The organism is Leclercia sp. J807 (genome assembly GCF_009734465.1).
Taxonomy (GTDB): domain Bacteria; phylum Pseudomonadota; class Gammaproteobacteria; order Enterobacterales; family Enterobacteriaceae; genus Enterobacter.
Genome location: NZ_CP046446.1, coordinates 1,983,318 through 2,006,412, shown reverse-complemented (window position 1 = coordinate 2,006,412; position 23,095 = coordinate 1,983,318). Strand labels below are relative to the sequence as shown.

26 protein-coding genes and 1 pseudogene are annotated in these 23,095 nt (G+C 57.8%); 12 read left to right on the top strand and 15 right to left on the bottom strand.

Translation table 11 applies throughout. The features are described from left to right. The first annotated feature begins 69 nt into the window (after nucleotides 1-69). Genes hisD through GNG26_RS09495 form a run of 5 tightly spaced genes read left to right on the top strand, consistent with a single transcriptional unit; the run spans nucleotide 70 to nucleotide 4,847 of the window. Nucleotides 70-1,392: a histidinol dehydrogenase gene (hisD, locus tag GNG26_RS09515; protein ID WP_114387276.1), complete on the top strand. Its 1,323-nt coding sequence runs from the start codon at nucleotides 70-72 to the stop codon at nucleotides 1,390-1,392. A gap of 3 nt (nucleotides 1,393-1,395) precedes the next feature. Then, nucleotides 1,396-2,160 carry an SDR family NAD(P)-dependent oxidoreductase gene (locus tag GNG26_RS09510; protein ID WP_114315195.1) on the top strand — a complete coding sequence of 255 codons (765 nt, stop codon included), beginning with the start codon at nucleotides 1,396-1,398 and terminating at the stop codon, nucleotides 2,158-2,160. A gap of 11 nt (nucleotides 2,161-2,171) precedes the next feature. After that, entirely contained in the window at nucleotides 2,172-2,888 is a 717-nt protein-coding gene (locus GNG26_RS09505) for an alpha/beta fold hydrolase (RefSeq protein WP_231604254.1), read from the top strand. Continuing rightward, nucleotides 2,881-3,669, top strand: coding sequence for an HpcH/HpaI aldolase/citrate lyase family protein (locus GNG26_RS09500; RefSeq protein ID WP_103823891.1), 789 nt, complete (start codon nucleotides 2,881-2,883; stop codon nucleotides 3,667-3,669). The genes GNG26_RS09505 and GNG26_RS09500 overlap by 8 nt, the downstream gene beginning before the upstream one ends. An 11-nt stretch (nucleotides 3,670-3,680) precedes the next feature. After that, on the top strand, nucleotides 3,681-4,847 hold the full coding sequence (locus GNG26_RS09495) for a cupin (protein ID WP_156238509.1): 1,167 nt from the start codon (nucleotides 3,681-3,683) through the stop codon (nucleotides 4,845-4,847). A gap of 40 nt (nucleotides 4,848-4,887) precedes the next feature. Here the strand turns inward: GNG26_RS09495 and GNG26_RS09490 are convergent, their stop codons facing one another. Both GNG26_RS09490 and GNG26_RS09485 read right to left on the bottom strand, forming a co-directional pair. Then, nucleotides 4,888-5,523, bottom strand: a complete 636-nt coding sequence (locus GNG26_RS09490) for a carbonic anhydrase (protein WP_103823889.1) — start codon at nucleotides 5,521-5,523, stop codon at nucleotides 4,888-4,890. Nucleotides 5,524-5,594: 71 nt separating this feature from the next. After that, complete coding sequence (locus GNG26_RS09485; RefSeq protein WP_156238508.1) at nucleotides 5,595-6,386, bottom strand: MBL fold metallo-hydrolase; 792 nt, start codon at nucleotides 6,384-6,386, stop codon at nucleotides 5,595-5,597. 128 nt (nucleotides 6,387-6,514) lie between these two features. Between GNG26_RS09485 and GNG26_RS09480 the strand changes: the two genes are divergently transcribed. After that, complete coding sequence (locus GNG26_RS09480) at nucleotides 6,515-6,655, top strand: hypothetical protein (RefSeq protein WP_032617828.1); 141 nt, start codon at nucleotides 6,515-6,517, stop codon at nucleotides 6,653-6,655. 117 nt (nucleotides 6,656-6,772) lie between these two features. On the opposite strand, the pseudogene GNG26_RS09475 reads toward GNG26_RS09480, so the two are convergent. The 4 genes and pseudogenes from GNG26_RS09475 to GNG26_RS22485 all read right to left on the bottom strand — a co-directional run bounded on the left by GNG26_RS09475 (nucleotide 6,773) and on the right by GNG26_RS22485 (nucleotide 9,598). Beyond that, nucleotides 6,773-7,254 (bottom strand): annotated as a pseudogene (locus GNG26_RS09475) (heme-binding protein). Nucleotides 7,255-7,343: 89 nt separating this feature from the next. Continuing rightward, the gene (locus GNG26_RS09470) at nucleotides 7,344-7,955 is read right to left on the bottom strand and encodes a response regulator transcription factor (protein ID WP_114315200.1); all 612 of its coding nucleotides are present in this window, start codon (nucleotides 7,953-7,955) and stop codon (nucleotides 7,344-7,346) included. Further along, nucleotides 7,948-9,276: a sensor histidine kinase gene (locus tag GNG26_RS09465; protein ID WP_156238507.1), complete on the bottom strand. Its 1,329-nt coding sequence runs from the start codon at nucleotides 9,274-9,276 to the stop codon at nucleotides 7,948-7,950. The genes GNG26_RS09470 and GNG26_RS09465 overlap by 8 nt, the downstream gene beginning before the upstream one ends. 160 nt (nucleotides 9,277-9,436) lie before the next feature. Continuing rightward, nucleotides 9,437-9,598, bottom strand: a complete 162-nt coding sequence (locus GNG26_RS22485; protein WP_197080142.1) for a hypothetical protein — start codon at nucleotides 9,596-9,598, stop codon at nucleotides 9,437-9,439. A 239-nt stretch (nucleotides 9,599-9,837) separates the two neighbouring features. Here GNG26_RS22485 and GNG26_RS09460 point away from each other — a divergent pair, with 239 nt between their 5' ends. The 4 genes from GNG26_RS09460 to GNG26_RS09445 are packed head-to-tail and all read left to right on the top strand — an operon-like array spanning nucleotide 9,838 to nucleotide 12,920. Next, entirely contained in the window at nucleotides 9,838-10,656 is an 819-nt protein-coding gene (locus GNG26_RS09460) for an ABC transporter substrate-binding protein (RefSeq protein ID WP_156238506.1), read from the top strand. A 1-nt stretch (nucleotide 10,657) separates the two neighbouring features. After that, nucleotides 10,658-11,473 carry an amino acid ABC transporter ATP-binding protein gene (locus GNG26_RS09455; protein ID WP_156238505.1) on the top strand — a complete coding sequence of 272 codons (816 nt, stop codon included), beginning with the start codon at nucleotides 10,658-10,660 and terminating at the stop codon, nucleotides 11,471-11,473. After that, the gene (locus GNG26_RS09450) at nucleotides 11,473-12,240 is read left to right on the top strand and encodes an amino acid ABC transporter permease (protein WP_156238504.1); all 768 of its coding nucleotides are present in this window, start codon (nucleotides 11,473-11,475) and stop codon (nucleotides 12,238-12,240) included. The genes GNG26_RS09455 and GNG26_RS09450 overlap by 1 nt, the downstream gene beginning before the upstream one ends. After that, the gene (locus GNG26_RS09445; protein ID WP_156238503.1) at nucleotides 12,234-12,920 is read left to right on the top strand and encodes an amino acid ABC transporter permease; all 687 of its coding nucleotides are present in this window, start codon (nucleotides 12,234-12,236) and stop codon (nucleotides 12,918-12,920) included. The genes GNG26_RS09450 and GNG26_RS09445 overlap by 7 nt, the downstream gene beginning before the upstream one ends. Here GNG26_RS09445 and fumD read toward each other — a convergent pair. The 4 genes from fumD to GNG26_RS09425 all read right to left on the bottom strand — a co-directional run bounded on the left by fumD (nucleotide 12,901) and on the right by GNG26_RS09425 (nucleotide 15,738). Beyond that, nucleotides 12,901-13,110: a fumarate hydratase FumD gene (gene fumD, locus GNG26_RS09440; protein WP_014831602.1), complete on the bottom strand. Its 210-nt coding sequence runs from the start codon at nucleotides 13,108-13,110 to the stop codon at nucleotides 12,901-12,903. The genes GNG26_RS09445 and fumD overlap by 20 nt on opposite strands. A 104-nt stretch (nucleotides 13,111-13,214) precedes the next feature. After that, nucleotides 13,215-14,027 carry a MetQ/NlpA family ABC transporter substrate-binding protein gene (locus GNG26_RS09435; RefSeq protein WP_156238502.1) on the bottom strand — a complete coding sequence of 271 codons (813 nt, stop codon included), beginning with the start codon at nucleotides 14,025-14,027 and terminating at the stop codon, nucleotides 13,215-13,217. A gap of 27 nt (nucleotides 14,028-14,054) precedes the next feature. Further along, on the bottom strand, nucleotides 14,055-14,723 hold the full coding sequence (locus GNG26_RS09430; RefSeq protein WP_103179330.1) for a methionine ABC transporter permease: 669 nt from the start codon (nucleotides 14,721-14,723) through the stop codon (nucleotides 14,055-14,057). Then, nucleotides 14,716-15,738: a methionine ABC transporter ATP-binding protein gene (locus GNG26_RS09425; protein WP_156238501.1), complete on the bottom strand. Its 1,023-nt coding sequence runs from the start codon at nucleotides 15,736-15,738 to the stop codon at nucleotides 14,716-14,718. Before GNG26_RS09425 ends, GNG26_RS09430 begins: the two co-directional genes overlap by 8 nt. A gap of 583 nt (nucleotides 15,739-16,321) precedes the next feature. Here GNG26_RS09425 and pykF point away from each other — a divergent pair. After that, nucleotides 16,322-17,743 (top strand): pyruvate kinase PykF, encoded by a 1,422-nt coding sequence (gene pykF, locus GNG26_RS09420; protein ID WP_103179328.1) that lies wholly within the window; start codon nucleotides 16,322-16,324, stop codon nucleotides 17,741-17,743. Between the two features lie 310 nt (nucleotides 17,744-18,053). After that, on the top strand, nucleotides 18,054-18,290 hold the full coding sequence (gene lpp, locus GNG26_RS09415) for a murein lipoprotein Lpp (protein WP_001082307.1): 237 nt from the start codon (nucleotides 18,054-18,056) through the stop codon (nucleotides 18,288-18,290). Nucleotides 18,291-18,352: 62 nt separating this feature from the next. On the opposite strand, the gene GNG26_RS09410 is transcribed toward lpp, so the two are convergent. The 5 genes from GNG26_RS09410 to sufC all read right to left on the bottom strand — a co-directional run bounded on the left by GNG26_RS09410 (nucleotide 18,353) and on the right by sufC (nucleotide 23,089). Next, entirely contained in the window at nucleotides 18,353-19,351 is a 999-nt protein-coding gene (locus tag GNG26_RS09410; protein ID WP_114315207.1) for a L,D-transpeptidase family protein, read from the bottom strand. A gap of 97 nt (nucleotides 19,352-19,448) precedes the next feature. Next, complete coding sequence (sufE, locus tag GNG26_RS09405) at nucleotides 19,449-19,865, bottom strand: cysteine desulfuration protein SufE (protein ID WP_103179326.1); 417 nt, start codon at nucleotides 19,863-19,865, stop codon at nucleotides 19,449-19,451. A 14-nt stretch (nucleotides 19,866-19,879) separates the two neighbouring features. Beyond that, on the bottom strand, nucleotides 19,880-21,100 hold the full coding sequence (gene sufS / locus GNG26_RS09400) for a cysteine desulfurase SufS (protein WP_114315208.1): 1,221 nt from the start codon (nucleotides 21,098-21,100) through the stop codon (nucleotides 19,880-19,882). Then, nucleotides 21,097-22,368 carry a Fe-S cluster assembly protein SufD gene (sufD, locus tag GNG26_RS09395; protein ID WP_103823877.1) on the bottom strand — a complete coding sequence of 424 codons (1,272 nt, stop codon included), beginning with the start codon at nucleotides 22,366-22,368 and terminating at the stop codon, nucleotides 21,097-21,099. Before sufD ends, sufS begins: the two co-directional genes overlap by 4 nt. Continuing rightward, entirely contained in the window at nucleotides 22,343-23,089 is a 747-nt protein-coding gene (gene sufC, locus GNG26_RS09390; RefSeq protein WP_039029104.1) for a Fe-S cluster assembly ATPase SufC, read from the bottom strand. Before sufC ends, sufD begins: the two co-directional genes overlap by 26 nt. Nucleotides 23,090-23,095 lie beyond the last annotated feature (6 nt).

Here is a 23,095-nt window from a genome sequence, read left to right as displayed (position 1 = left end):
TAACACCCAAACATTTATCCCGGCCCGCCGGGAGGACAGTTGTCACCTTAATTATGCGAGGAAGAGATTGTGGCTTATATGCTTAAAACCAGTAAACCGGTTCAGGAACGTCAGGATGCGCAGCGTCAAATAAGGGAAACGGTAGAGCTTATTCTGGCGGATATTGAAAAACGCGGTAATAAAGCTATTCGCGAATTATCCATTAAGTTTGACCGCTATGATCGGCAGGATTATCGCCTGAGCGACGCGGAAATTAATGCCTGTATCAATAAATTAAGCCGCCAGGATATTCACGATATCGAATTTGCGCAGGAGCAGGTCTTTAATTTCGCCCGCGCTCAAAAAGAATGTCTGCGGGATCTGGAAATTGAAACCCGTCCGGGGGTGATTCTCGGGCATAAAAACATCCCCATTAATGCGGTGGGGTGTTATGTCCCGGGCGGGAAATATCCCCTGCTGGCCTCGGCGCATATGTCGATTATCACCGCCAACGTGGCGGGCTGCTCCCGCATCGTGAGCTGCGCGCCGCCGTTCGGCGGCGAACCGGCACCCGCAATCGTCGCGGCGCAAAAAATGGCTGGTGCCACGGAAATTTATGCGCTGGGGGGAATTCAGGCCATCGGCGCGATGGCGCTGGGCACCGATTCGCTCTCGCCGGTCGATATGCTGGTCGGGCCCGGTAACGCCTTTGTGGCGGAGGCCAAACGCCAGCTGTTTGGTCGGGTCGGGATTGACCTCTTTGCCGGTCCGACGGAGACGCTGGTGATTGCCGACGACACCGTTGACGCCGAAATGTGCGCCACCGACCTGCTGGGACAGGCAGAGCATGGTGTGACCACCCCAGCCATTCTGCTGACCAACTCGATGACCCTTGCCAAAGAGACGCTGCGCGAGATCGATCGCCTGCTGGAAAAACTGCCCACCGCTGATATTGCCCGCCAGGCGTGGCGCGATTACGGGGAGATCATCGTCTGCGACAGCTACGAAGAGATGCTCGCGGAAGCCGACCGCATCGCCTCTGAGCATGTCCAGGTTATGACCGCCCGGGACGACTGGTTCCTGGCCAACATGACTAACTTCGGCGCCCTGTTCCTCGGCCCGCGCACCAACGTTGCCTATGGCGATAAGGTGATCGGCACCAACCACACGCTGCCCACGCAAAAAGCGGCGCGTTACACCGGCGGCCTGTGGGTGGGGAAATTCATGAAAACCTGCACCTGGCAGAAAGTCCTCAGCGATGAAGCCACCACCGAGATCGGCAGCTACTGCTCGCGCCTCTCGCTGCTGGAAGGCTTCGCCGGACATGCTGAGCAGGCCAATATCCGCGTCCGCCGCTACGGCCAGGTTGAGGTGCCTTACGCCACCCCGGCGCCGATCAGAGAGAAGGTGTAAGTCATGGCGTTTCCTGAGATGCCCTCCTTCGGCCTGCACGGAAAGCGGGCCCTGGTGACGGGCGGCTCCCGCGGACTGGGATTCGCCTGCGCTGTCGCCCTGGCGCAGAGTGGCGCAGAGGTGTGGATTGCCGCCAGGGATCGCCAGGCGCTGGATGCGGCTGCCACCCTCGCCGCCGAACGCGGGCTGCTGCTGCGTCCGGTGGCGCTGGATATCACCGATGTCGCCCAGGTGGAGGCCGTCACCGAAGCCCTGCCCGCCTTCGACATTCTGGTCAACAGCGCCGGGCTGGCTCGCCACGAACCGTTTCTGGCGGTCAGCGAGGCGAACTTTGATGCGGTGATGGCGATCAACCTGCGGGCGACCTTTTTTGTCAGCCAACGGATCGCCGCCCGGATGCGTGAGGAGCGAATAGCAGGCTCGATCATCCACATCTCCTCCCAGATGGGGCATGTCGGCGGCCCTAAGCGCAGCGTCTACTGCGCGTCGAAATTTGCGCTGGAAGGGTTAACCAAAGCCATGGCGCTGGAGCTTGGCGAGGCGGGGATCCGGGTTAATACCCTCTGCCCGACCTTTATTGAGACGGCGCTGACCGCATCGTCGCTGGCCGACCCCGCCTTTCGCCACTACGTGCTGGAGAATATCAAGCTCGGACGTACCGGTACCGTCGAAGATGTGATGGGGCCGGTGGTGTTCCTGGCCTCCGGCGCCGCAGCGATGATCACCGGCAGCGCGCTGATGGTCGACGGCGGCTGGACCGCAACCTGAGGAGTAAGATTGTGGATAATCACGCCCTGCCGCTGGTGCTGATTAGCGGCACGCTCTGTAACGCGCGTCTCTGGCAGCCGGTGCTCGACAGGCTCAACCTCTCTGACGTGCTCTGCATTACGCTGACGGACGCGACGTCGGCGGCAGACGCCTCGCGAAACCTGCTGCACGAACTGCCGCCGCGCTTCCTGCTGGCTGGCTTTTCGCTGGGGGCGATTGTGGCCCTGCAGATGGTCGCCGACGCGCCACAGCGCATCGCCGGGCTGGCGCTGCTGTCGGTCAATCCCCTTGCCGATACGCCAGAAAATGCGGCTTCCCGACGCGAGGCGGTACGCGTGGCGCGACAGCAGGGTGTGGCGGACTGGCTCTCCGCCAGCCTGTGGCCGAAATACGTTGCCCCGACGCGCACGCAGGATGCCGCCCTGCACGATCTGATTTGCCAGATGGCCAGAGAATGCGGGCCCGCCATCCTGGCGACGCAGACCGAAATCGCCATTACCCGGCGGGACAATCGCGGGGCGCTCCCGGCCCTCGCCTGCCCCATCGTTGTTATCAACGGCCTGCACGATCCCATCTGCACGCCGTCTCACCACCAGCGGGTTATTGAGAGTGCGCCTCAGGCGACGCTTGTCACCCTCGCCTCAGCCGGGCACTTCACCCTGCTTGAAGCGCCGGATGAGGTTGCTCACCCGCTACGTCACTGGATCCAGGAGTGTTTAGATGCGTAAAAACAGACTCAAGGCAATGCCCGACGGCAGCGCCGTGATTAACGGCTGGCTGGCCATCCCGTCGGGCTACAGCGCGGAGATCGCCGGCCATCAGGGTTTTGATGCCGTCACCGTCGATCTTCAGCACGGCATGATTGACTTCGCCAGCGCGCTCTCCATGCTGCAGGCCCTCTCCGCTACCCCGGCGGTGCCGCTGGTGCGGGTGCAGGATAACGATCCGGCGCAGATCATGCGCATGCTGGATGCGGGTGCCTACGGCATTATCTGCCCGATGATCTCCACGGCTGAAGAGGCCCGCCGCTTTGTGGCCGCCTGCCGTTATCCACCGCTGGGCAACCGCTCCTTTGGCCCTGCCCGGGGGCTGCTCTACGGTGGCGCGGATTATCCGCAGCACGCCAACGACGAAATATTGACCCTGGCAATGATCGAAACCCGTGATGGGCTGGCGAACCTGGATGCAATCCTTGCCACCGACGGGCTGGACGGGGTCTTTATTGGCCCGAACGATCTGTCGCTGACCCTGACCGGCAGCGCCAGCGCCGAATCCCGTCACCCTGAGATGCTGGCTGCCATTGAGCGGGTCGTCAGTCGGTGTCGTCAGTGGCAAAAAATCGCCGGGATCTTTTGCACCTCTGGTGAGGCTGCTGCCCGGCGCATTAGCGAAGGTTTTCAGTTTGTCACCCCGGCGAACGATGTCATGCAACTTGGCCGCGCCTCACGCGAAGCCATCGCCCTGGCGCGGGGCAATGCGCTCCCCACTACCGGCGCATCAGGTTATTAACAGGAGAAAAGATGAAAGCACGTCACATTAGCCCCGAACTGGCCCGCAGCCGTCTGGTTGCCCCTGAAGATATGGTGTCCTGCAATCTGGCGTTTATCGATTGCAAACTACCCGGCTCCCACCTGAAACAGAACTACTCCTTTATTGGCCCGGGCGTTACCCAGTCCTCCGCTCAGGTGGTGAACATCCCGGAACCACACGGCTTTAATATCGGCGCCGCGGCGATGCCAAAAGGGGTGACCAACAATCTACATCTGCATTTCACCGCCGAAGTGTTCTTGATTCACGAGGGCACCTGGCGTTTTCGCTGGGGAGCCAACGGGGAAAATGAAGCCGAGTTCAGCGCTCCGGCCATTCTTTCTATTCCCACCTGGATCTTCCGCGGCTTTACCAATGTCAGTAAAGAAGAGACCTGCGGCATGGTCTACACGGTGCTCGGGGGGAATAACACCGGGGGGATTATCTGGCATCCGTCGATTCTGAACGCGGCCAGCGAGTATGGCCTCTATCTGAGCAAAGACAACATGCTTATCGACGTAAATGCGGGCGATACCCTCCCGGAACCGGCAGGACTGCTGGCGCCATTGCCTGCGGTAGAGATTGCCGCCCTGCGCCACTACTCCGTGGAGGAGATGCGCCAGAGGGCGGTAACCGGGGAAGATCGGCGCTGGTCGGCGGCGGGGTTACTCGATTCGGTCCTGCCCGGCCACGGCGGCGAGATCGCCCCGGTGATCGGCTTTGGTATCAGCCAGGATAAACACGCCGCGCCAGCTATCGTTAACCCGCACGGTTTTTCCGTTGAGTGGCTGCGCCTGGCCACGGAGCATGTGGTAGGTCGCCACCTCTGCCCGGATGTGCAGGTGATCATGGTCTTTAAAGGCACGCTGGAGGTGACCTGGAATAAAGAGGGCGAAGAGGTGAGCATTGTCGCCCCTGAGCGTTCGGTCATTTCGGTTCCGGCGAACAGCTGGCGGCGTTATCGCGCGTTGGATGGCGACATGGAGTGCATTCTGACCACCGAAGGCGATCAGCGTAAGCGCGTCTACTGGGATGAAGAGATACTGCAACAGGCGAGAGCGGCAAACCGCTGTCTGGATCCGGACGGGTACGTCACGGCGGCGGATCTGCTGCCGGAAACGGCGAAGCGCGCGGGTCTGAAACTTGAGGCGCTACCGTAAGGGAAATCAGGGCGGGATCGCCCGCCCTGAATGCGGCGTGTTACTCGAAGTAGACGCCAGGATTATCGGACAGCGAAACGAAGGTTTTCGTCTCTTTATCCAGGGCGCGAATTTCGCCGCTTTCGATATCGTACACCCAGCCGTGCAGGCGAATAGCGTTGTTACGCAGGCCGACCGCCACTGAAGGATGGGTTTTGATGTTGCTCAGCTGGGCGAAGACGTTCTCCTGCACCATGGCGTTGACCTTGTCGGTCGGGGTTTCCCAGGTTTTCTTTTCCACCACCGCTTTCGCCGCATCGGAGTAGCGCAGCCAGTGAGAGACGGCAGGCATCGGCTCGAGGTTGGCGTTGTCGGCAATCGCCTTCATCGCGCCACAGTTAGAGTGGCCGCAGATCACGATATCGGTCACGCCCAGGGCGACCACCGCATATTCGATGGTGGCGGAAACACCGCCCGGCTCCGGCCCGAAAGGCGGAACGATGTTGCCAGCATTGCGAATGACAAAGAGCTGTCCCGGCTCCTGCTGGGTCACTAACTCCGGCACCAGGCGGCTGTCAGAACAGGAGATGAACAGCGCTTTGGGATTCTGACTGGACGCCAGACTGCGGAAAAGGTCTTTACGTTGCGGAAAAATTTCTTTTTGAAAGCTGAGAAAACCTTCAATGATATGTTGCATAGCAATGTCTCATTTTTTTGTGATTGTTACAGGCATGATCGAGATCACGGTTTTTTGAGTTTACCCACCGGTCACGACTTCAGACAAGCAATATATTTCTGGACCGACCGCAGGACAATGTCCCGCGCGTTCGCGGAAATGTTCTGGCCTTCAAAGGCGCCGTAGAGGCGTTCGAAGGAAACCTTTTCCAGCCGGGCGGCGATCTCAGCCACGACGCCTGCCGGAAGCGGCAGCATGTTCGGGTAGCTCCACATAAAAGACACCGCATCTTTGCCCGGTGTTACCTGCAGAATATCCCCGGCCAGCAGAATACCGTCGTCGCGGTGCCAGTGCAGCACTGTCCCGCCGGCAAAATGGCCGCCCAGTCGGTGCAGCGTCACGCCAGGGGCGATCTCCAGCGAATCCCCCTCCCAGAAGCGCAGCGCCGGGCTGTCCCTCATCACCCACTGCCGATCGCTGGCGTGCAGGTATACCGGGGCGTTAAAGGCCGCCGCCCAATCCTGCATGGTGGTGTAGTAGTGCGGGTGCGAGATGGCGATGGCGTCGATACCGCCCAGCGCGGTCACCAGCGCCTGGGTGGCGGGATCGAGATTGGCGATGCAATCCCACAGCACATTACCCTGCGCGGTTTTCAGCAGGATCGCGCGCTGGTTGATGGCAAACGCGGGCACGGTTTTGATGCTCAATAAGTCAGGTTCAAGCTGTTGCCACTTGTTGGTGTGCGTGTTGGTCAGGGCGGAAAAATCAAGCCACTCCTGGCCCGTCGTGGGTACATACTGGCGCTCATCTTCGCAAATGGCACAGTGCTGCGGTTCGCGGTCGGCGTCATAAGACGTGCCGCAGGTTTTACATAAGACGATCACAACGCCTCCTGAGTCCGGGTGAGTCATCAGTATGGCAAGGATTATCCTTATGTGCGCTGGGGTGCCTCCTCCCTCTGTTTTGCTCTATAATACGACCTGGAACAAAAACCGAACAAAGCAGGTAAACGATGGAAATTGATCTCAACAATCTGGTGTTTGACGGGCTGGACGAAGCCGAAGAACGTAACGCTGAACGCCTTGAAGATGCGGATAAAAAAGCCCAGGCGATCGTGGCGGATGATGATTGCGGCGACGCCTGCAAGATCTGATAAAAAAGCCCCGGACTAGCGCCGGGGCTTTTAGTTTTATACCGGGTGGCGCTACGCTTACCCGGCCTACAACATCCTTCCCTCAGAGCCGCGTAAGCGCAGCGCCGCCGGGCATTTTTACGACTTCTTCAGCCCATCAATGGCTTGTTGCGCGCAGGCTTCATCCAGGTGCCCACCCGGCGCGCCGCCAATGCCGATGGCACCGATCGTCTCATCCCCTTCTTTGACCGGCAAACCACCGGCCAGCAGCAGCAGGCCCGGGATATCGCGCAGGTTCTGCGCGCCCGCGTTGCTCTGGGCAGACTCCATCACCTTCCCCGACGCGTTTTTTGTGCTGAGGGCGGTAAAGGCTTTCATTTCGCTGGCTTTCAGGGTGTGCGGACCGGCGTTATCCGTGCGCTGCACCGCTTTTACCACCCCGGCGCGATCCACCACCGTGACGCTGACCTGATAGTTTTTGCTGTGCAGGCCTGGATCGCCGCACTGGCTAACGCATTCGCCTGAGTCAGGGAGAGATTTTTTTGCGCTACAGACTGTGCATGCGCCGATACGCTGACCATCCCTGCTACACACACTGCCGCCATCATTAACTTTTTCATCGCACATCCTCTTGTAAGTGGGAACCCTTGCAGCGTATCGAAGCGGGCGATGAAATGTTATTCGGTTGACTACGCGGTGATCCTGGTAGTTATACGGATTGTAATTTGTCGTATTCCCGGATGGCCTGCACCAGGCTTGAGACGCCCAGCTTGACGAACACCGCCGCCCGGTGCGCTTCTACTGTCCTTGGGGAGAGATTCAGCCGGGCGGCGACCTCTTTATTACTGCTGCCTTCCATGAGCGCCAGCAGCACCTCGTGTTCCCGGGTGGTGAGCTGTTCAAACCGCGCTCGGACCCGCGTGGCCTCCTGCCAGACGCCCAAGCGCCGCTGGCTCTCGGCGAGGGCGGCGGTAATGGATTCAATCAGCGTGTCGGCATCCAGCGGCTTAGTGAAAAATTCAAACACGCCATTGTGAAACGCGCGGCGGCAGGCATCAATGGTGCCATGGCCGGTCATGAGGATCACCGGCAGCAGCGGCCACGGCCAGGCGCCCTCCTCCAGCCAGGCGAGCCCACCTTTGCCCGGCATGCGCATGTCCAGTAGCAGACAGCCGGTCAGGGATTTTTCCCCACTCTGAGCCGCGGTAAACGCGGCAATACTGTCATAAGGCTCCACATGCCAGTTCATACCTGTGAAAAGAAAAACCAGCGACTCCCTGACTGACGCATCATCATCAATCAACCAGATGACGTTATCCATTTACCTGACCCCCGTGGTGAGCAAACTGTAATCTGATCCTGGCCCCGCCCTCCGGGGCATTATCCAGAGCCAGCGTGCCATTCATCCGGGTGACCAACGACTCCGTTAAGGTCATTCCCAGCCCCGTGCCGCCCTCTCGCCCACTATAAAAAGGCATAAAGGCGTTGTGGAGTGCTTCCGGGGTAAAGCCAGGGCCGCCGTCGGTGATCGCTATGTGGATGCGTTCGCCTTCGCGGTGGCTGCGGATATGCACCCATCCCGCGGCGCGCTCCTGCTGGGCCTGAATAGCGTTGCTGAGCAGGTTATGCAGCACCTGTTCCAGCCACAGCCGGTCGGCGCAGAGCGTGCGGGCATCGGCGGCGAAATCATGGGTAAGTCGAACAGGACTGGCGGTGCGCTCATGCTCCAGCAGGTTACTGACATGCCGCCAGCACTCGGCCAGATCCACCGCCCCTAAGGTGACAGCCTCCTGGGTAACGTGCTCACGAAAGCGGGTCAGCAGCGCGCTAATGCGCTGGGTTTGCACCAGCGCCGAGCCCAGCGCCTGAGCAACCGCCGCAGGGTTATCCTGGCGCATCTGGCGCTGCGCCCCCTGGATCCAGGTCTGCACCGCCGTGAGAGGCTGGTTGATCTCATGCACAATGCCCGCGGTGATCTCCCCCAGGGTATTGAGCCGGGCATGTTGATAGTACCAGGCGCGCTGGTCGGCGTTCTGGCGCTGCTTACGCTGCCAGAGGATCACGCCACCTGCCGCTACCACGATGGCCCAGCCCGCAAACAGCAGGACAAACGGCAGCAGCGCCACGCTCAGCCACGCCGGTTGGGCCTCGGCCAGCAGAATAAACGGCTGGGTATGCTGAGAAAACTGTCGCTGCCAGTGCCAGAAAGCCTCTGTTGGCGGTGGCGCCATCTCACCGGAGAGATTCAGGGTGAGGCGGGAAAAGCGGGGCCAGGCGGTGAGGACCGGCGAAGGGTCAATCAGCACCCGGATCTGTCGCCAGGGGTTGTAGAGCCAGTACTGCTTGGCCGTCACCGGTTCAACCCGTGCGGTGTCGAGCGCGCGACCAGAGGTGGTTTGCAGGTCGAGTATTTGCGGGAATTTTTTACGCAGCGCCGCCAGATCTTCATCGCCATTCAACAGCGGCAGCACTGATTCATTCTGGGTGAGAACCGCGCCGATCTCCGTAAACGCCGTGGCAAATTCCCGGTCGAGTGCCCAGTACTGACGGCGGATCTGCTCGGCATACAGCAGCACGCTGCTGAGCAGGCCGAGCGTGAGCCAAATCAGGAGCCCTCGTTGTAGATAGTTTTTGCTGTTCATTCATTTAACTGGCGCAGGAAAAGGACGCCAGAGACCTTAGCAGGAAGCTAAGCCGTGGACAAAACTTGCGGCGATTTTTGGATGTTAGTGTCCAGAATGGCAGAGGGCGCGGTGAAGATCGCACACCTCATTCCAGTATGTTTCCCGCACCAGGCGGTGTTCAGCGTGGCGTTTGGTCATGGAACCACTCCGGGTCAATATTGGCGATATCCACACCGTAGAGGCTGGCGACAGGCAGAATGGATTCAATAATACGCTGCGCGCTGTTCTCTTCCGATCGTGCGGTAAAAAACCGCCGTAACGTACTCATCAGTTTGCCCATTGCCCTGTTCCTCATGTGTTCAGCCTGAATGCAGTAAACCAGCAATGTGTCGGCGGTGGAAATGCCGATTCCGGCAGAGGATTTGCGCCAGGCGCAAAAGCAACGCTGCTTTAACTGATGGGTAACGCGCTGTTCACTAATGATTTTTTTCGTTAAGCAAAGACAATATTGGCATTTGGCTACCCGCGCCGGGTATGGGAGCGTATGGGGACAAAATAAAAACAGAAGCAGAGGAACCTATGGCAATACACACAAAACGGACGCTGGCACTGGCTTTACTGGCCGCTGTCGGGATGGTTTCCACCCAGGCGCAGGCAGACCAGCTGGCGGATATTAAGGCGGCGGGTGTGGTGAAAGTCGCAACGTTTGATGCCAATCCGCCGTTTGGATCGGTGGATGCGAAAAGCCACGAGATCGTCGGCTATGACGTCGACTTCGCCAAAGCGCTGGCAAAATCGCTCGGGGTAAAACTGGAGCTGATCGCCACTAACCCGGCAAACCGCATCCCGCTGCTGCAGTCCGGGAAAGCGGATCTGATTGTGGCGGATATCACCATCACCCCGGAACGGGCGCAGGTGATCGACTTTTCGACTCCCTACTTCGTGACCGGGCAGCAGTTCCTGGTTCCGGCCAAGGGCGCGGACAATCTGGAGGCCTACAGCAAGGCGCGTATCGGGGCGGTGAAAGGGACGACCGGGGAGCAGGCGCTGCATCAGCGTTTTCCGCAATCGCGCGTGCTCTCTTATGATGATATTCCGCTGGCGCTGACGGCGTTGCGCAACGGCAACGTGCAGGCGATCACCCAGGACAGCACCATTCTGGCAGGTCTGCTGGCGCAGGCGCCCGATAAAGCCAACTTTAAGATCCTCCCTGACCTGCTAAGTAAAGAAGAGATTGGCGTCGGAGTGAAAAAAGGCGAAACCGCACTGTTAAAGGTGGTGAACGATGAGCTGGTGAAGCTGGAGAATACCGGCGACGCGGCAAAAATCTACGATGCCTGGTTTGGTCCACAGACGCCCTCCCCGCAGCCTCGCGCCTTTAAAATAGAAGCCCAGTAATATGCTGTCAGGTTTATTCTCTCGCTCCGCGGCCCATGCCGCGGATTTTTCACATCTGCAACAGGCCAGCGTCACTTTTTGCGAAGTGGTGAAACGCTACGGCGATCGCCCGGTGCTGAAAGGCATCAACCTCAGCGTGACGCCCGGTGAGGTGGTCGCTATTCTCGGCCCGTCGGGTTCCGGTAAATCGACGCTGATTCGCCTGATCAACCAGCTGGAAGATCTCACCTCCGGCGACATCCTGATTGACGGGAAATCGACGCGTCAGCTCTCCCGCCAGGCGTTGCGCCAGCTGCGCAGCCGGGTCGGTTTTGTCTTCCAGCAGTTTAATCTCTACAGCCATCTGACGGCCCGACAAAACATCGCCCTGGCGCTGAGGCACGTCCATGGCTGGCATTCGGCAGAGGCCGGCTCCCGCGCCGATGCACTACTGGCGCAGGTGGGGATGGCGGATAAAGCCGATCACTATCCGGAAGCCTTATCCGGTGGGCAGCAGCAGCGGGTGGCGATCGCACGGGCGCTGGCCTCCTCGCCGCAGATCATCCTCTTTGACGAGCCCACCTCGGCCCTCGATCCGGAGATGATTGGCGAAGTCCTGCTGGTGATGAAAGCCCTCGCCCACAGCGGGATCACCATGATTGTGGTCACCCATGAGATGCAGTTTGCCCGGGAGATTGCCGACCGGGTGGTGTTCATTGACGGCGGCCACATCCTGGAAGTGGCTCCGCCAGAGCAGTTCTTTCAGCATCCTGCCCATCCGCGCACCCAGCGTTTTCTGCAGAAGGTGTTGAACCCGCTGCATCCGGGAGCGTTGTGATGCCTGCCCTCGACTGGCAAGGGGTGCTGACCGGCCAGCCCTTGCAGTGGATCCTCTCCGGTTTTCTCACCACCCTGTGGGTGACCCTGGCAGGGATGGTGGTCGCCAGCCTTATTACTCTCGCCTCTCTGGGGTTGCGTCTCGCCGGGGGGCGCATCGGCGCGCATATCGTCGCCCTGTGGGTGTCGCTGTTTCGCAATACGCCCCTGCTGGTGCAGCTGCTGTTCTGGTATTTCGCCGCCTGGAACGGGCTGCCGCAGGGGTTTCGCACCTTTGTGATGGACGATCATGGCTGGTCAGTGCTGCCGGGTCAGGTCTGGTGGTTTACGCCAGAGTTTCTCTGCTCCGCCTGGGGGCTGGGGGTCTTTACCTCGGCCTTTTTGACCGAGGAGATCACCGCCGGGCTACGCGCTGTTTCCGCCGGTCAGCGGGAAGCCGCCCTGGCGCAGGGCTTTTCCCCCTGGCCGCTGTTACGGTACATCCTGCTGCCGCAGGGGCTGGCGAACGCCTGGCAGCCAGTGGTGGGTCAGTACCTCAATCTGATGAAACTCTCTTCGCTGGCGAGCGGCATCGGCTTTGCGGAGCTCACCTACCAGGTGCGGCAGACAGAGAGCTATAACGCCCACGCGCTGGAGGCCTTTAGCGTTGGCACGGTGCTGTACCTGCTTACCGGCGTGGCGATGGGCGTCCTGCTGACGAAACTGGGCCCCTCAACAGAACGGCGGCGTAAAGCCGCGCTGACGACCCGGAGTGAAGAGAGATGTTAGCCGGACTTACTGTCATTACCGATAACCTGGATTATCTGCTCTGGGGGCGGGTTGCGGCCGGAGAGCCCGGCGGCGTGTTGTTGACGCTCCTGATGACTTTGGGTGCCGCGGCGCTGGCGTTCCCGGTTGGAATAGCGCTGGCGGGGCTGGCGTGGCGGTTTCCGGGGGCGATACGCAACACCTTGTTCCTGTGGGCGGAGATTATCCGCGGGATCCCGCTGATTTTTGTCATTTTCTGGCTGTGGTATCTGTTACCCCTCATCACCGGAGGCGATCTGCCGGGGGCGCTCACCGTTACACTGGCGCTGGCGTGGTTTACTGCCGCCGCCGTGATGCACTCCGTGCTGGCCGGGCTGAATGCGTTGCCTGGAGGACAATATGAAGCCGCGCAGGCCCAGGGGTTTGGCGCGCTGCAAACGCTGGGGTTACTCCTGCTGCCGCAGGCGTTGCGCAACACCCTGCCTTCGCTAATGGGGATTTTTATCAGCCTGCTGAAGGACACCTCGCTGGCCTTTATTGTCAACGTGCCGGAGCTGACCACCGTGGCAGGCCAGGTGAACAACCGGGTGCAGATCTACCCGGCGGCTATTTTTATTTTTACTGGCGTGGTCTATTACCTGCTGTGCTGTGGCGTTGAACAGCTTGCGAAACGCTGGCGGCTTAACCGGCCAGCGCTTTAACGACGGTTTCCATCGCCTGGGTGGTTAATTCGCTGCGTTTCACGCGCTGGTTTGCCAGCGCGGTGCGCAGTACCCCGGCGATGACAATATGCTTTGGCTCCTGCCCGAGATCGCGCATCTCAAGAACGACTTTGCCTACCACGCGACACATCTCCTGATACAGCGCTTCGTCTTTGGTTACATTGCCCATGACTTTCACTCCGTTGCCTTAAAAGGCCAGCTTAATAGATTCATCGCCGTTATACAAAAAAGCCCGACGAGAGACTCGCCGGGCTTTGAAATCAAACGGATAAATCAGTTGTTAACCGGGATCACCGCGCCTTTATACTTGTTGCGGATCCAGTCCTGGATCTCTTTAGAGTGCAGGACATCCACCAGCGCCACGATGTCTTTCTTCTTCTCATCGCCACGGTGCACGGTGATGATGTTGGCGTACGGGTTGTTTTCACCGCTCTCTACCGCAATCGGGTCGTGAACCGGATCCAGACCGGCGTCGATGGCGTAGTTGGCGTTGATGACAACCGCCGCGCCCTCGTCGTTGTTATACATCTGCGGCAGCAGAGAGGCTTCTACGTTGGGGGTGAACTGCAGCTTTTTCGGGTTCTCAACAATGTCGCTGATGCGCGCGGTCACTTTGTCGATGCCCGGCTTCAGCTTGATCACGCCCTCTTTCTCGAAGATAGAGAGGATACGTCCCTCTTCAGAGACCGCATCACGCATGATGATTTTGCCGCCTTCCGGCAGATCTTTCAGCGACTTGTATTTTTTGGAGTAGATACCGATTGGCTCGATGTGGATCGCCCCGGCGCTGACGAAATCGTACTCTTTATCCCCGGCGTGATCTTTCAGCACGCTGTTCAGGTATGGAATGTGCTGGAAGTAGTTGGCGTCGATGTCACGGCCTGCCAGCGCGGTGTTCGGCAGGATGTAGTCCTGGAACGGTTTAATCTCCAGATCGATACCCTGTTTCGCCAGAATCGGCTTCGCCTGCTCCAGGATTTCGGCGTGCGGGGTGTTGGAGGCCCCTACGGTCAGGGTATCAGCCCAGGAGGCAAAGCTCAGGGCGCTCAGGGTTGCTGCGGCGATCAACGTCAGTGTTTTTTTCATGATGATGGTTCCTGTGTATTGTTGTGTTTATCTTTTATCAAGAATGGAAGTAATGATGTCGCCGCAGAACTGGATAATGAAAACGATGATCAAAATGGTCACCGTTGCCACCAGCGTGACGTCACCATGGTTGCGCTGGAATCCCTCCAGATAAGCCAGATTTCCCAGACCACCGGCACCAATCACCCCCGCCATGGCGCTGTAGCTCACCAGGGCAATCAGCGTCACCGTGATCCCTGACACCAGGGCAGGCGATGATTCCGGCAGTAAAACGCGAAAGATTAATGTGCTGAGTCGGGCGCCCATTGAGCGCGTCGCCTCGATCACCCCTTTGTCCACTTCACGCAGGGCGATCTCCACCAGACGGGCGTAGAACGGCGCGGCACCGACGATCAACGCAGGCAGTGCGGCGTTGGCCCCGAGGATGGTCCCCACCACGGTTTTGGTGAAGGGGATCAGCAGCACAATCAGAATGATGAACGGGATGGAGCGGAAGACGTTTACCACAATCGAAATGACGCTGTAGACCGTGCGGTTGTGGAACATGCCACCGCGTGCGGTTAAAAACAGCGCCAGACCCAGGACAAGCCCGAGCACAAAAGTCGCAACGCCGGAGAGTGCCGTCATATACAGCGTCTCCAGGGTGGCCGCCCAGAGCTGGTCCCATTTCAGGTGTGGGAAAAGATTCTCAGCCATGTTTAATTACCTCGCCTTCAATATCACTGTGCTGCAAATCGGCGAGGATATTGTTCAGTTGTTCATCTGTTGCCACCACGTGCAGCCAGAGCTGGCCGAAGACGCCGTGGGCGGTTTGTGTCATTTTGCCGTGCAGGATGTTAAACGGCAGGCCGTAGCGCAGCGTCAGTTCCCCGACGACCGGCTTGTGAGTGCTGTGGCCGGTAAAGGTCAGCTTAATAACGGTGCCTTCCAGTTCGTTTGCCAGCTCGCTGTTAAAGGTTTCGTCTTCGGCGTACTGGCTGACCTGACGCACAAACTGTTGCGTAATCGGCTGCTGAGGATGGGTAAAGACCTGCAGCACCTCACCCTCTTCCACCACTTTGCCGTTTTCCATCACCGCTACGCGGTCACAGATTTTGCGTACCACGTGCATCTCATGGGTGATGAGTACAATGGTGAGCTTAAAACGACGGTTGATGTCGAGGAGCAGATCGAGGATCTGATCGGTGGTCTGGGGATCCAGCGCCGAGGTGGCCTCGTCGCAGAGCAGCACGTCCGGGTTATTGGCCAGCGCGCGGGCAATGCCGACGCGCTGCTTTTGCCCACCGCTAAGCTGGGACGGATAAGCCTGTTCGCGGCCTTTCAGCCCCACCAGCTCAACCAGCTCTGCCACGCGGGCTTTGATTTTGGCTTTAGGCACCCCGGCAATCTGCATTGAAAAGGCGATGTTCTCGCTCACGGTGCGCGACCACAGCAGGTTGAAGTGCTGAAACACCATACTGATTTTCAGCCGCGCCTGGCGCAGGGTTTCACCTTTCGCCGCAGAGATATCGTGTCCGTTAATGGTCACGCTGCCGGTGGTCGGCTTTTCCAGGCCGTTAAGCAGGCGGATTAAGGTGCTTTTACCCGCGCCGCTGTAGCCAATAATTCCATAAATTTGCCCCTGCTCTATCGTCAGGTTCACGTTATCAACGGCTGTCAGCGCCACTTTTCCGTTGTCAAAAATCTTCGAAATATTCCTGAGTACAATCATTCTTCGGGTAATCCGTTCGCCTGTGGCGGTTTAGCAGTATGGATGTCCAAACGATAGTAAACAGCCGTTATTAGCTTTTGAATGAATGAAAACGAATATCTTATAACTTTGAGTGATAAGAGGCGTGGCGCGTGGGGAGAAGGCCCTTTGCTAATTTTCTGCAATCGATAGCTAAAAAGTCGCCATGGCGAAACGTATAAAAATGGGGCATTTGCCTGAAGGTTTTTCGCGGGCGCAACATCTACGTAGTCAACCTTAACGCATTGATAACAACCCTTTGTAAAACTGCATATATAATTTTTGAAACGCTGTTTTCATTTTCCTTTTGCGCATCTTTCAGCGTATAATGCGCGCCTGTCTTCTGATGAATGGTTTCAGCGCTTGGACTACAAAAAACAACGCATACAACTTAACCTCTCTTCCTGGGCTGAAACACAGGCACACATTCTTCTGCACGCTCAATTGATGTCACCTATCCTTACTGCGTGCCATAAAAAATTTCGCAACACAGGTTTGACTCCAGGGCTCTGCGCCCGCGGAGCGAGATTTCCATATCCTTCTCAACTTAAAGACTAAGACTGTCATGAAAAAGACGAAAATTGTTTGCACCATCGGCCCGAAAACCGAATCTGAAGAGATGCTGACCAAGATGCTGGACGCCGGCATGAACGTGATGCGTCTGAACTTCTCTCACGGTGACTATGCTGAACACGGCCAGCGCATCCAGAACCTGCGCAACGTGATGAGCAAGACCGGTAAAAAAGCAGCAATCCTGCTGGATACCAAAGGTCCAGAAATTCGTACCATTAAACTGGAAGGCGGCAACGACGTTTCGCTGAAAGCGGGACAGACTTTCACCTTCACTACAGACAAGTCTGTTGTCGGCAACAGTGAAATCGTTGCTGTGACCTATGAAGGCTTCACCAGCGACCTGTCCGTCGGTAACACCGTTCTGGTGGACGATGGCCTGATCGGTATGGAAGTCACCGCTATCGAAGGTAACAAAGTTATCTGTAAAGTGCTGAACAACGGCGACCTGGGCGAAAACAAAGGCGTTAACCTGCCAGGCGTTTCCATCGCGCTGCCAGCACTGGCTGAGAAAGACAAACAGGACTTGATCTTCGGTTGCGAGCAAGGCGTTGACTTCGTTGCAGCTTCCTTTATCCGTAAGCGTTCTGACGTTGTTGAAATCCGTGAGCACCTGAAAGCCCACGGCGGCGAAAACATCCAGATCATCTCCAAAATCGAAAACCAGGAAGGCCTGAACAACTTCGACGAAATCCTCGAAGCTTCTGACGGCATCATGGTTGCACGTGGTGACCTGGGCGTTGAGATCCCGGTTGAAGAAGTAATCTTCGCGCAGAAGATGATGATCGAGAAGTGTGTTCGCGCGCGTAAAGTGGTTATTACCGCAACGCAGATGCTGGACTCCATGATCAAAAACCCACGCCCTACCCGCGCAGAAGCCGGCGACGTGGCAAACGCCATCCTCGATGGTACCGATGCGGTAATGCTGTCTGGCGAATCTGCTAAAGGTAAATACCCGCTGGAAGCGGTCTCCATCATGGCGACCATCTGTGAGCGTACCGACCGCGTGATGAAGAGCCGTCTGGATTACAACAACGACAGCCGTAAACTGCGCATCACTGAAGCGGTATGCCGTGGCGCGGTAGAAACAGCCGAGAAACTGGAAGCGCCACTGATTGTCGTCGCCACCCAGGGCGGTAAATCTGCTCGCGCAGTGCGTAAATACTTCCCGGATGCCACCATTCTGGCGCTGACCACCAACGAAACCACTGCGCGTCAGCTGGTGCTGAGCAAAGGCGTGGTTCCACACCTGGTTAAAGAGATCGCTTCTACTGATGATTTCTACCGTCTGGGTAAAGAAGTGGCCCTGCAGCTGGTTGAACGTGGCCTGGCGCAGAAAGGCGACGTAGTGGTGATGGTTTCTGGTGCACTGGTTCCAAGCGGCACCACTAATACCGCATCTGTTCACGTGCTGTAATAATTTCGTTCGAATTAGTTTGTATAAAAAGCGTCCTTCGGGGCGCTTTTTTTATTTCCGCTATCAGCCAAATTTATTAAAAAAGCAAATCGGGTTTTTCTATTTAACGGGGTCGTTTTCTAAGATGAATCCGATGAAAATTGTCTGTTTTAACACAATATTTTCCTCGAAATAGTCAAAACAGGTGCTTCTTTGAGCGAACGATCAAAAATAGGCATATTCCCATCAAAAAAATATTCTCAACCTAAAAAACTTTGTGTAATACTTGTAACGCTACATGGAGATTAACTCAATCTAGAGGGTATTAATAATGAATCGTACTAAACTGGTACTGGGCGCGGTAATCCTGGGTTCTACTCTGCTGGCAGGTTGCTCCAGCAACGCTAAAATCGATCAGCTGTCTTCTGACGTTCAGACTCTGAACGCTAAAGTTGACCAGCTGAGCAACGACGTGAACGCAATGCGTTCCGACGTTCAGGCTGCTAAAGACGACGCAGCTCGCGCTAACCAGCGTCTGGACAACCAGGCTACTAAATACCGTAAGTAATAGTACCTGTGTTAATAAAATGGCGCACATTGTGCGCCATTTTTTTTGCCCCGCATTTCGCTTTACTGAATCGCCTGTTCATGCCCCATCGGCGAAAGCGTGTTCTTCGCTGAGAGCCCGGTACTGTTAACATTCGCCCCGGCACCTGTCGAGACCTCTACCGGAATACCCGCCCGACGCGACAACGCTTTGTTCACCAATGTCTTATCGCTGCCGCTCTGCGATATAAAGGATGCAAGCGCACTGGAGTGGGCAATCGCCAGCGTTTGCGGATTCTCCCCTTCCATCGTCGCCAGCGGGCGATGCACTTCAACGTAGCGCTTACCGTCCGGCTCAACCGAGAACTTCACCGGCTCATTGATGATCTGCACCCGCGTGCCGACAGAGGTCTGGGCGAAGAGCGCTTTGATATCCGGCGCATTCATACGCATACAACCGGAACTGACGCGCAACCCCACGCTGTCCGGCGCGCTGGTGCCATGGATCAGGTATTCACCGTTACCCACGCCCAAACGCAGTGCAAAGCGTCCTAACGGGTTATTTGGCCCTGCGGGTACTACCGGCGGCAGTTTGATCCCCTGGGCCAGCGAGCGCGCTCTGATGCCCGCAGTTGGCGTCCATGTCGGATTCGGGATCTTCTGGCTGATGCGGGTGGTGGTCACCGGCGTGTCCAGCCCCAGCTGTCCAATACCCAGCGGATAGACCTGCACGCTGTTTTCACCCGGCGGATAGAAGTAGAGCCGCAGCTCCGCCAGATTCACCACAATCCCTTCCCGGGGGGTATCCGGCAGCAACATTTGCGACGGAATGGTGATCACCGTTCCCGGCGCCGGATAGACCGGGGCGATGGTATTATTGGCTTCGAGTATTAAATGCGCAGCGGTATTAAACCGGCGCGCAATGGCCTGCAGGTTATTATCACCTTCCTGAACAACATAGGTCTGATTTTGCCCGATTAACCGACTACCAGCCGGTGGCAAAGGATAATCCACCGCCCGGGCGCTATTAAGCGCGCTGAGCGAACCTAAAAGAATGAGAGTTAATAAAGACGCGCGCTTCATACTGAGATTCCTTATTCACTGACAGAACGTCAGAAAGCTGAAAAATCCGCGAGGCGGGAGCCGTCTCGCGGAGCAGAATGAGGGCTGTCCTGATAGTTTAGCTAATGTTGGCGGCTTTGGAGCGGATTGCGCGGATCATCGCCTCAAGCCCCTGGGATCGGGAGGGGGTTAAATGCTGAGTGAGCGCCATTTTTTCAAACCACGGGCGAACGTCAAAAGCGACAATATCCTGGGCGGACATCTGCTGATATAAAATAAACACGACGGCAATAAGGCCTTTGACTATTGCCGCATCACTGTCGCCCGCTAATTCAATCACCCCGGCTTCATTCTGGTGCATTATTATCCACACCTGGCTCTGACACCCCTGAATACTATTTTCCGGGACGTGGTCGCTTTCGCTGAGGGCAGGCAGACGCTGCCCCAGCTCAATGATGTAGAGGTACTTCTCTTCCCAGTTTGCGCAACGCGTAAAATTACGCAGCAATTTATCTCTGTCTGGCAATGCAGCCATCTCTTGCCCTCTTTTTAGCCCAGCAGCTGGTGGATACGCTTCAGCCCGGCCACCAGTCTGTCGACCTCTTCCAGTGTGTTGTACATCACCAGCGATGCGCGGCACATCGCCGGTACCTGATAAAACGCCATCAGCGGCATAGCGCAGTGGTGCCCGGTTCGCACCGCCACCCCGTAGTTATCGAGAAAACTACCCACGTCATAGGCGTGGTGTTTGCCAAGGTTAAAGGCAATAACACCCTGACGGTCCGCCGGGCCGTACAGCGTAAGATCCGGCACGCTGGCAAGTTCCGCAAGAGCATAGCGCATCAGCATCTGTTCATATTCGGCGATGGCATCAAGGCCGATGTTTGACACATACTCCATCGCCGCGCCCAGCCCGATAATGCCGCCGGTGTTCGGGGTGCCCGCCTCAAAGCGCCACGGCGCCCGGGCGTAGGTTGTGCCTCCGCTCAGGCTGACGGTGGCGATCATCGACCCGCCCCCTTCCCACGGCGGCATCGCCTGTAAAATCTCATCTTTGACGTACAGCACGCCGATACCGGTAGGCCCGTAGAGCTTATGGCCGGAAAAGACGTAGAAGTCGCAGTCCAGCGCCTGGACATCCACCGTATGGTGCATCACCGCCTGGGCGCCATCAATCAGCACTTTCGCCCCCACCACGTGGGCTTTGGCGATAATCTCCGCTACCGGGTTTTCGGTACCCAGCACGTTGGAGATCTGAGTAATAGCCACCAGCCGGGTGCGTTCATCCAGCAGGGTATCCAGCTGTTCAAGCTGTAACGTGCCGTCCTCGTTAAGGGGGATGACCCGCAGTTCCGCCCCGACGCGCTCGCACAGCATCTGCCAGGGCACGATATTGGCATGGTGCTCCATCTGGCTGATGATGATGTTATCACCCGCGTGCACTTCGGCGCTGCCCCAGCTGTTGGCCACCAGGTTGATCCCTTCGGTGGTGCCGCGAACAAAGACCAGCTCCTCCGGCGAGCGGGCGTTTAAAAATGTTGCCGCGCGGGTACGGACATTCTCCATCCGCTGCGTCGCCTCGGCGCTTAGGGTGTGGATCCCCCTGTGCACCGCCGCGTAACCATGCCGGTAAAACTCCGCCTCGGCCTCGATCACCTGCGTGGGCTTTTGCGCGCTGGCGGCGCTGTCGAGATAGGCAAGCGGCAGACCGTTTACTTCACGGGTCAGGACAGGAAAATCCGCCCGCACTTTCTCTACAGGGAAAATCATGCCACACCTCCAGGCAGACGCTGGCCGATACGTGCCAGCACCTGCTGTCTTAACGTTTCATCGTCAAGGGCTTCGGTCAGTTCGGCGGCAAAGGCGTAGATAATCATCTTCTCAGCCGCCTGCTTATCGATCCCGCGGGAGCGCAGATAGAACATCTGCTCATCGTCGATCCGCCCCACAGTGGCGCCGTGGCTGCATTTCACATCATCGGCGTAAATTTCCAGCTGCGGTTTGGTGTCCACCTCCGCCAGTCGCCCCATCAGCAGATTGTTGTTGGTCATCTGGCCGTCGGTTTTGATGGCGTGCTGCGCCACGTTGATCAGCCCGTTGAAGACGGCCCGGCCCTTATCGCTGACGATGGTTTTATGCAGCTGGCGGCTGTTGCAGTAGCCCTTGTTGTGCTCAAGCCAGGTACGGGTGTCGCACACTTCAGATTTTACCGGCATCGCCAGGCTGTTGATGCGCAGGGTGCTATTTTCGCCATTCAGCTGGGTGCTGGTGTTATGGCGCAATACCGCGCCCCCCAACAGGAAGCTGTGGCTGTATGCCGTCGCATCGGCGGCCATCAGCAGGTCGTTATGGGCGAAGTGGTGGCTCGCAGGGTTCTCGAACGCCAGCTTGATATGGTGCAGCCGGGCGTTGGCCGCCACGTTCATGGTCAGGCGCGAGCCGGTGAAATGGTGCGCCGGGGTCAGGCTGACATAGTGTTCGACGATCGTCGCCTCTGCCCCTTCGGCCAGCGCCAGATGGTGACGATAATGAGCAGTGTTGATCTCCTCGCCCTCAAGCCCCTGGGTGATGTGCATCAGCAGCAGCGGCTTTTCAGGACGGGCGTTACGTTTCACGCTGATATGCGTCACGCTCTGAGCCAGGCTTTCGGTCAGATGCAGGAACAGCTCCGGCTGAATCGGTGCCGACAGGCTTTGCCGCTCGTCGTTAATGGTCACCTCAAACCCGCTGCCGTCGGTGCTGTCGCTCAGTTCCGGACTAAAACGTCCGTCAACAAAGACCAGCCGCGTGGCGTCCAGGGTAAGCGCCAGGGCATCCCGATCGCTCGCTGCCACCCTGGCGGTGCGGGAAACAAACTCACCGTTAAGCAGCCCTTCCAGCGGGGTATATTTCCAGTTCTCATGCTTACGTGTCGGCAACCCGAGGCGCAGCATCTGCTGCAGGTGCTGCTGGGCCTGTTCAGAGCGGGTTCCGCCCTGCGCCTCAAACAGGCGGTGCCACTGCTGCAGCGCGTTACTGCTGTTCGCTAAGCCAGCCATAGCCCTGCTCCTCCAGCTGTTTGACCAGCGTAAAATCACCCGATTTCACAATCCGCCCCTGATAAAGCACATGCACATAATCGGGTTTGATGTAATCAAGGATGCGCTGATAGTGGGTGACGATGATGAACGACCGCTTGCCGTCGCGCAGGGCGTTAACGCCGTCGGCGACGATCTTCAGGGCATCGATATCGAGCCCGGAGTCGGTTTCATCGAGGATGCACAGCTCCGGCTCCAGCACCGCCATCTGCAGAATGTCGTTGCGCTTCTTCTCCCCGCCGGAAAAACCGACGTTGACCGAGCGGGTGAGCAGATCTTCCGGCATCTTCAGCAGCTGGATCTTCTCTTCCATCAGGTCCTGGAAATCAAAACGATCCAGCTCCTCTTCGCTGCGGTATTTGCGCACGGCATTCAGCGCGGTCTGCAGGAAGAACTGGTTGCTGACGCCTGGGATCTCTACCGGGTACTGGAAGGCCATAAAAATGCCCTCCCCGGCTCTCTCTTCCGGCGACAGTTCCAGCAGATCTTTGCCTTTAAAGTCGACCGAACCGCCAACCACTTCGTAATCTTCGCGCCCGGCCAAAGTCGCTGACAGCGTACTTTTACCCGACCCGTTAGGGCCCATAATCGCATGCACTTCGCCCGGGCGAACCTCAAGGCTCAGGCCGCGCAGGATCGCTTTATCTTCCACACTGACCTGTAAATCTTTAATGCTTAACATGTGCTT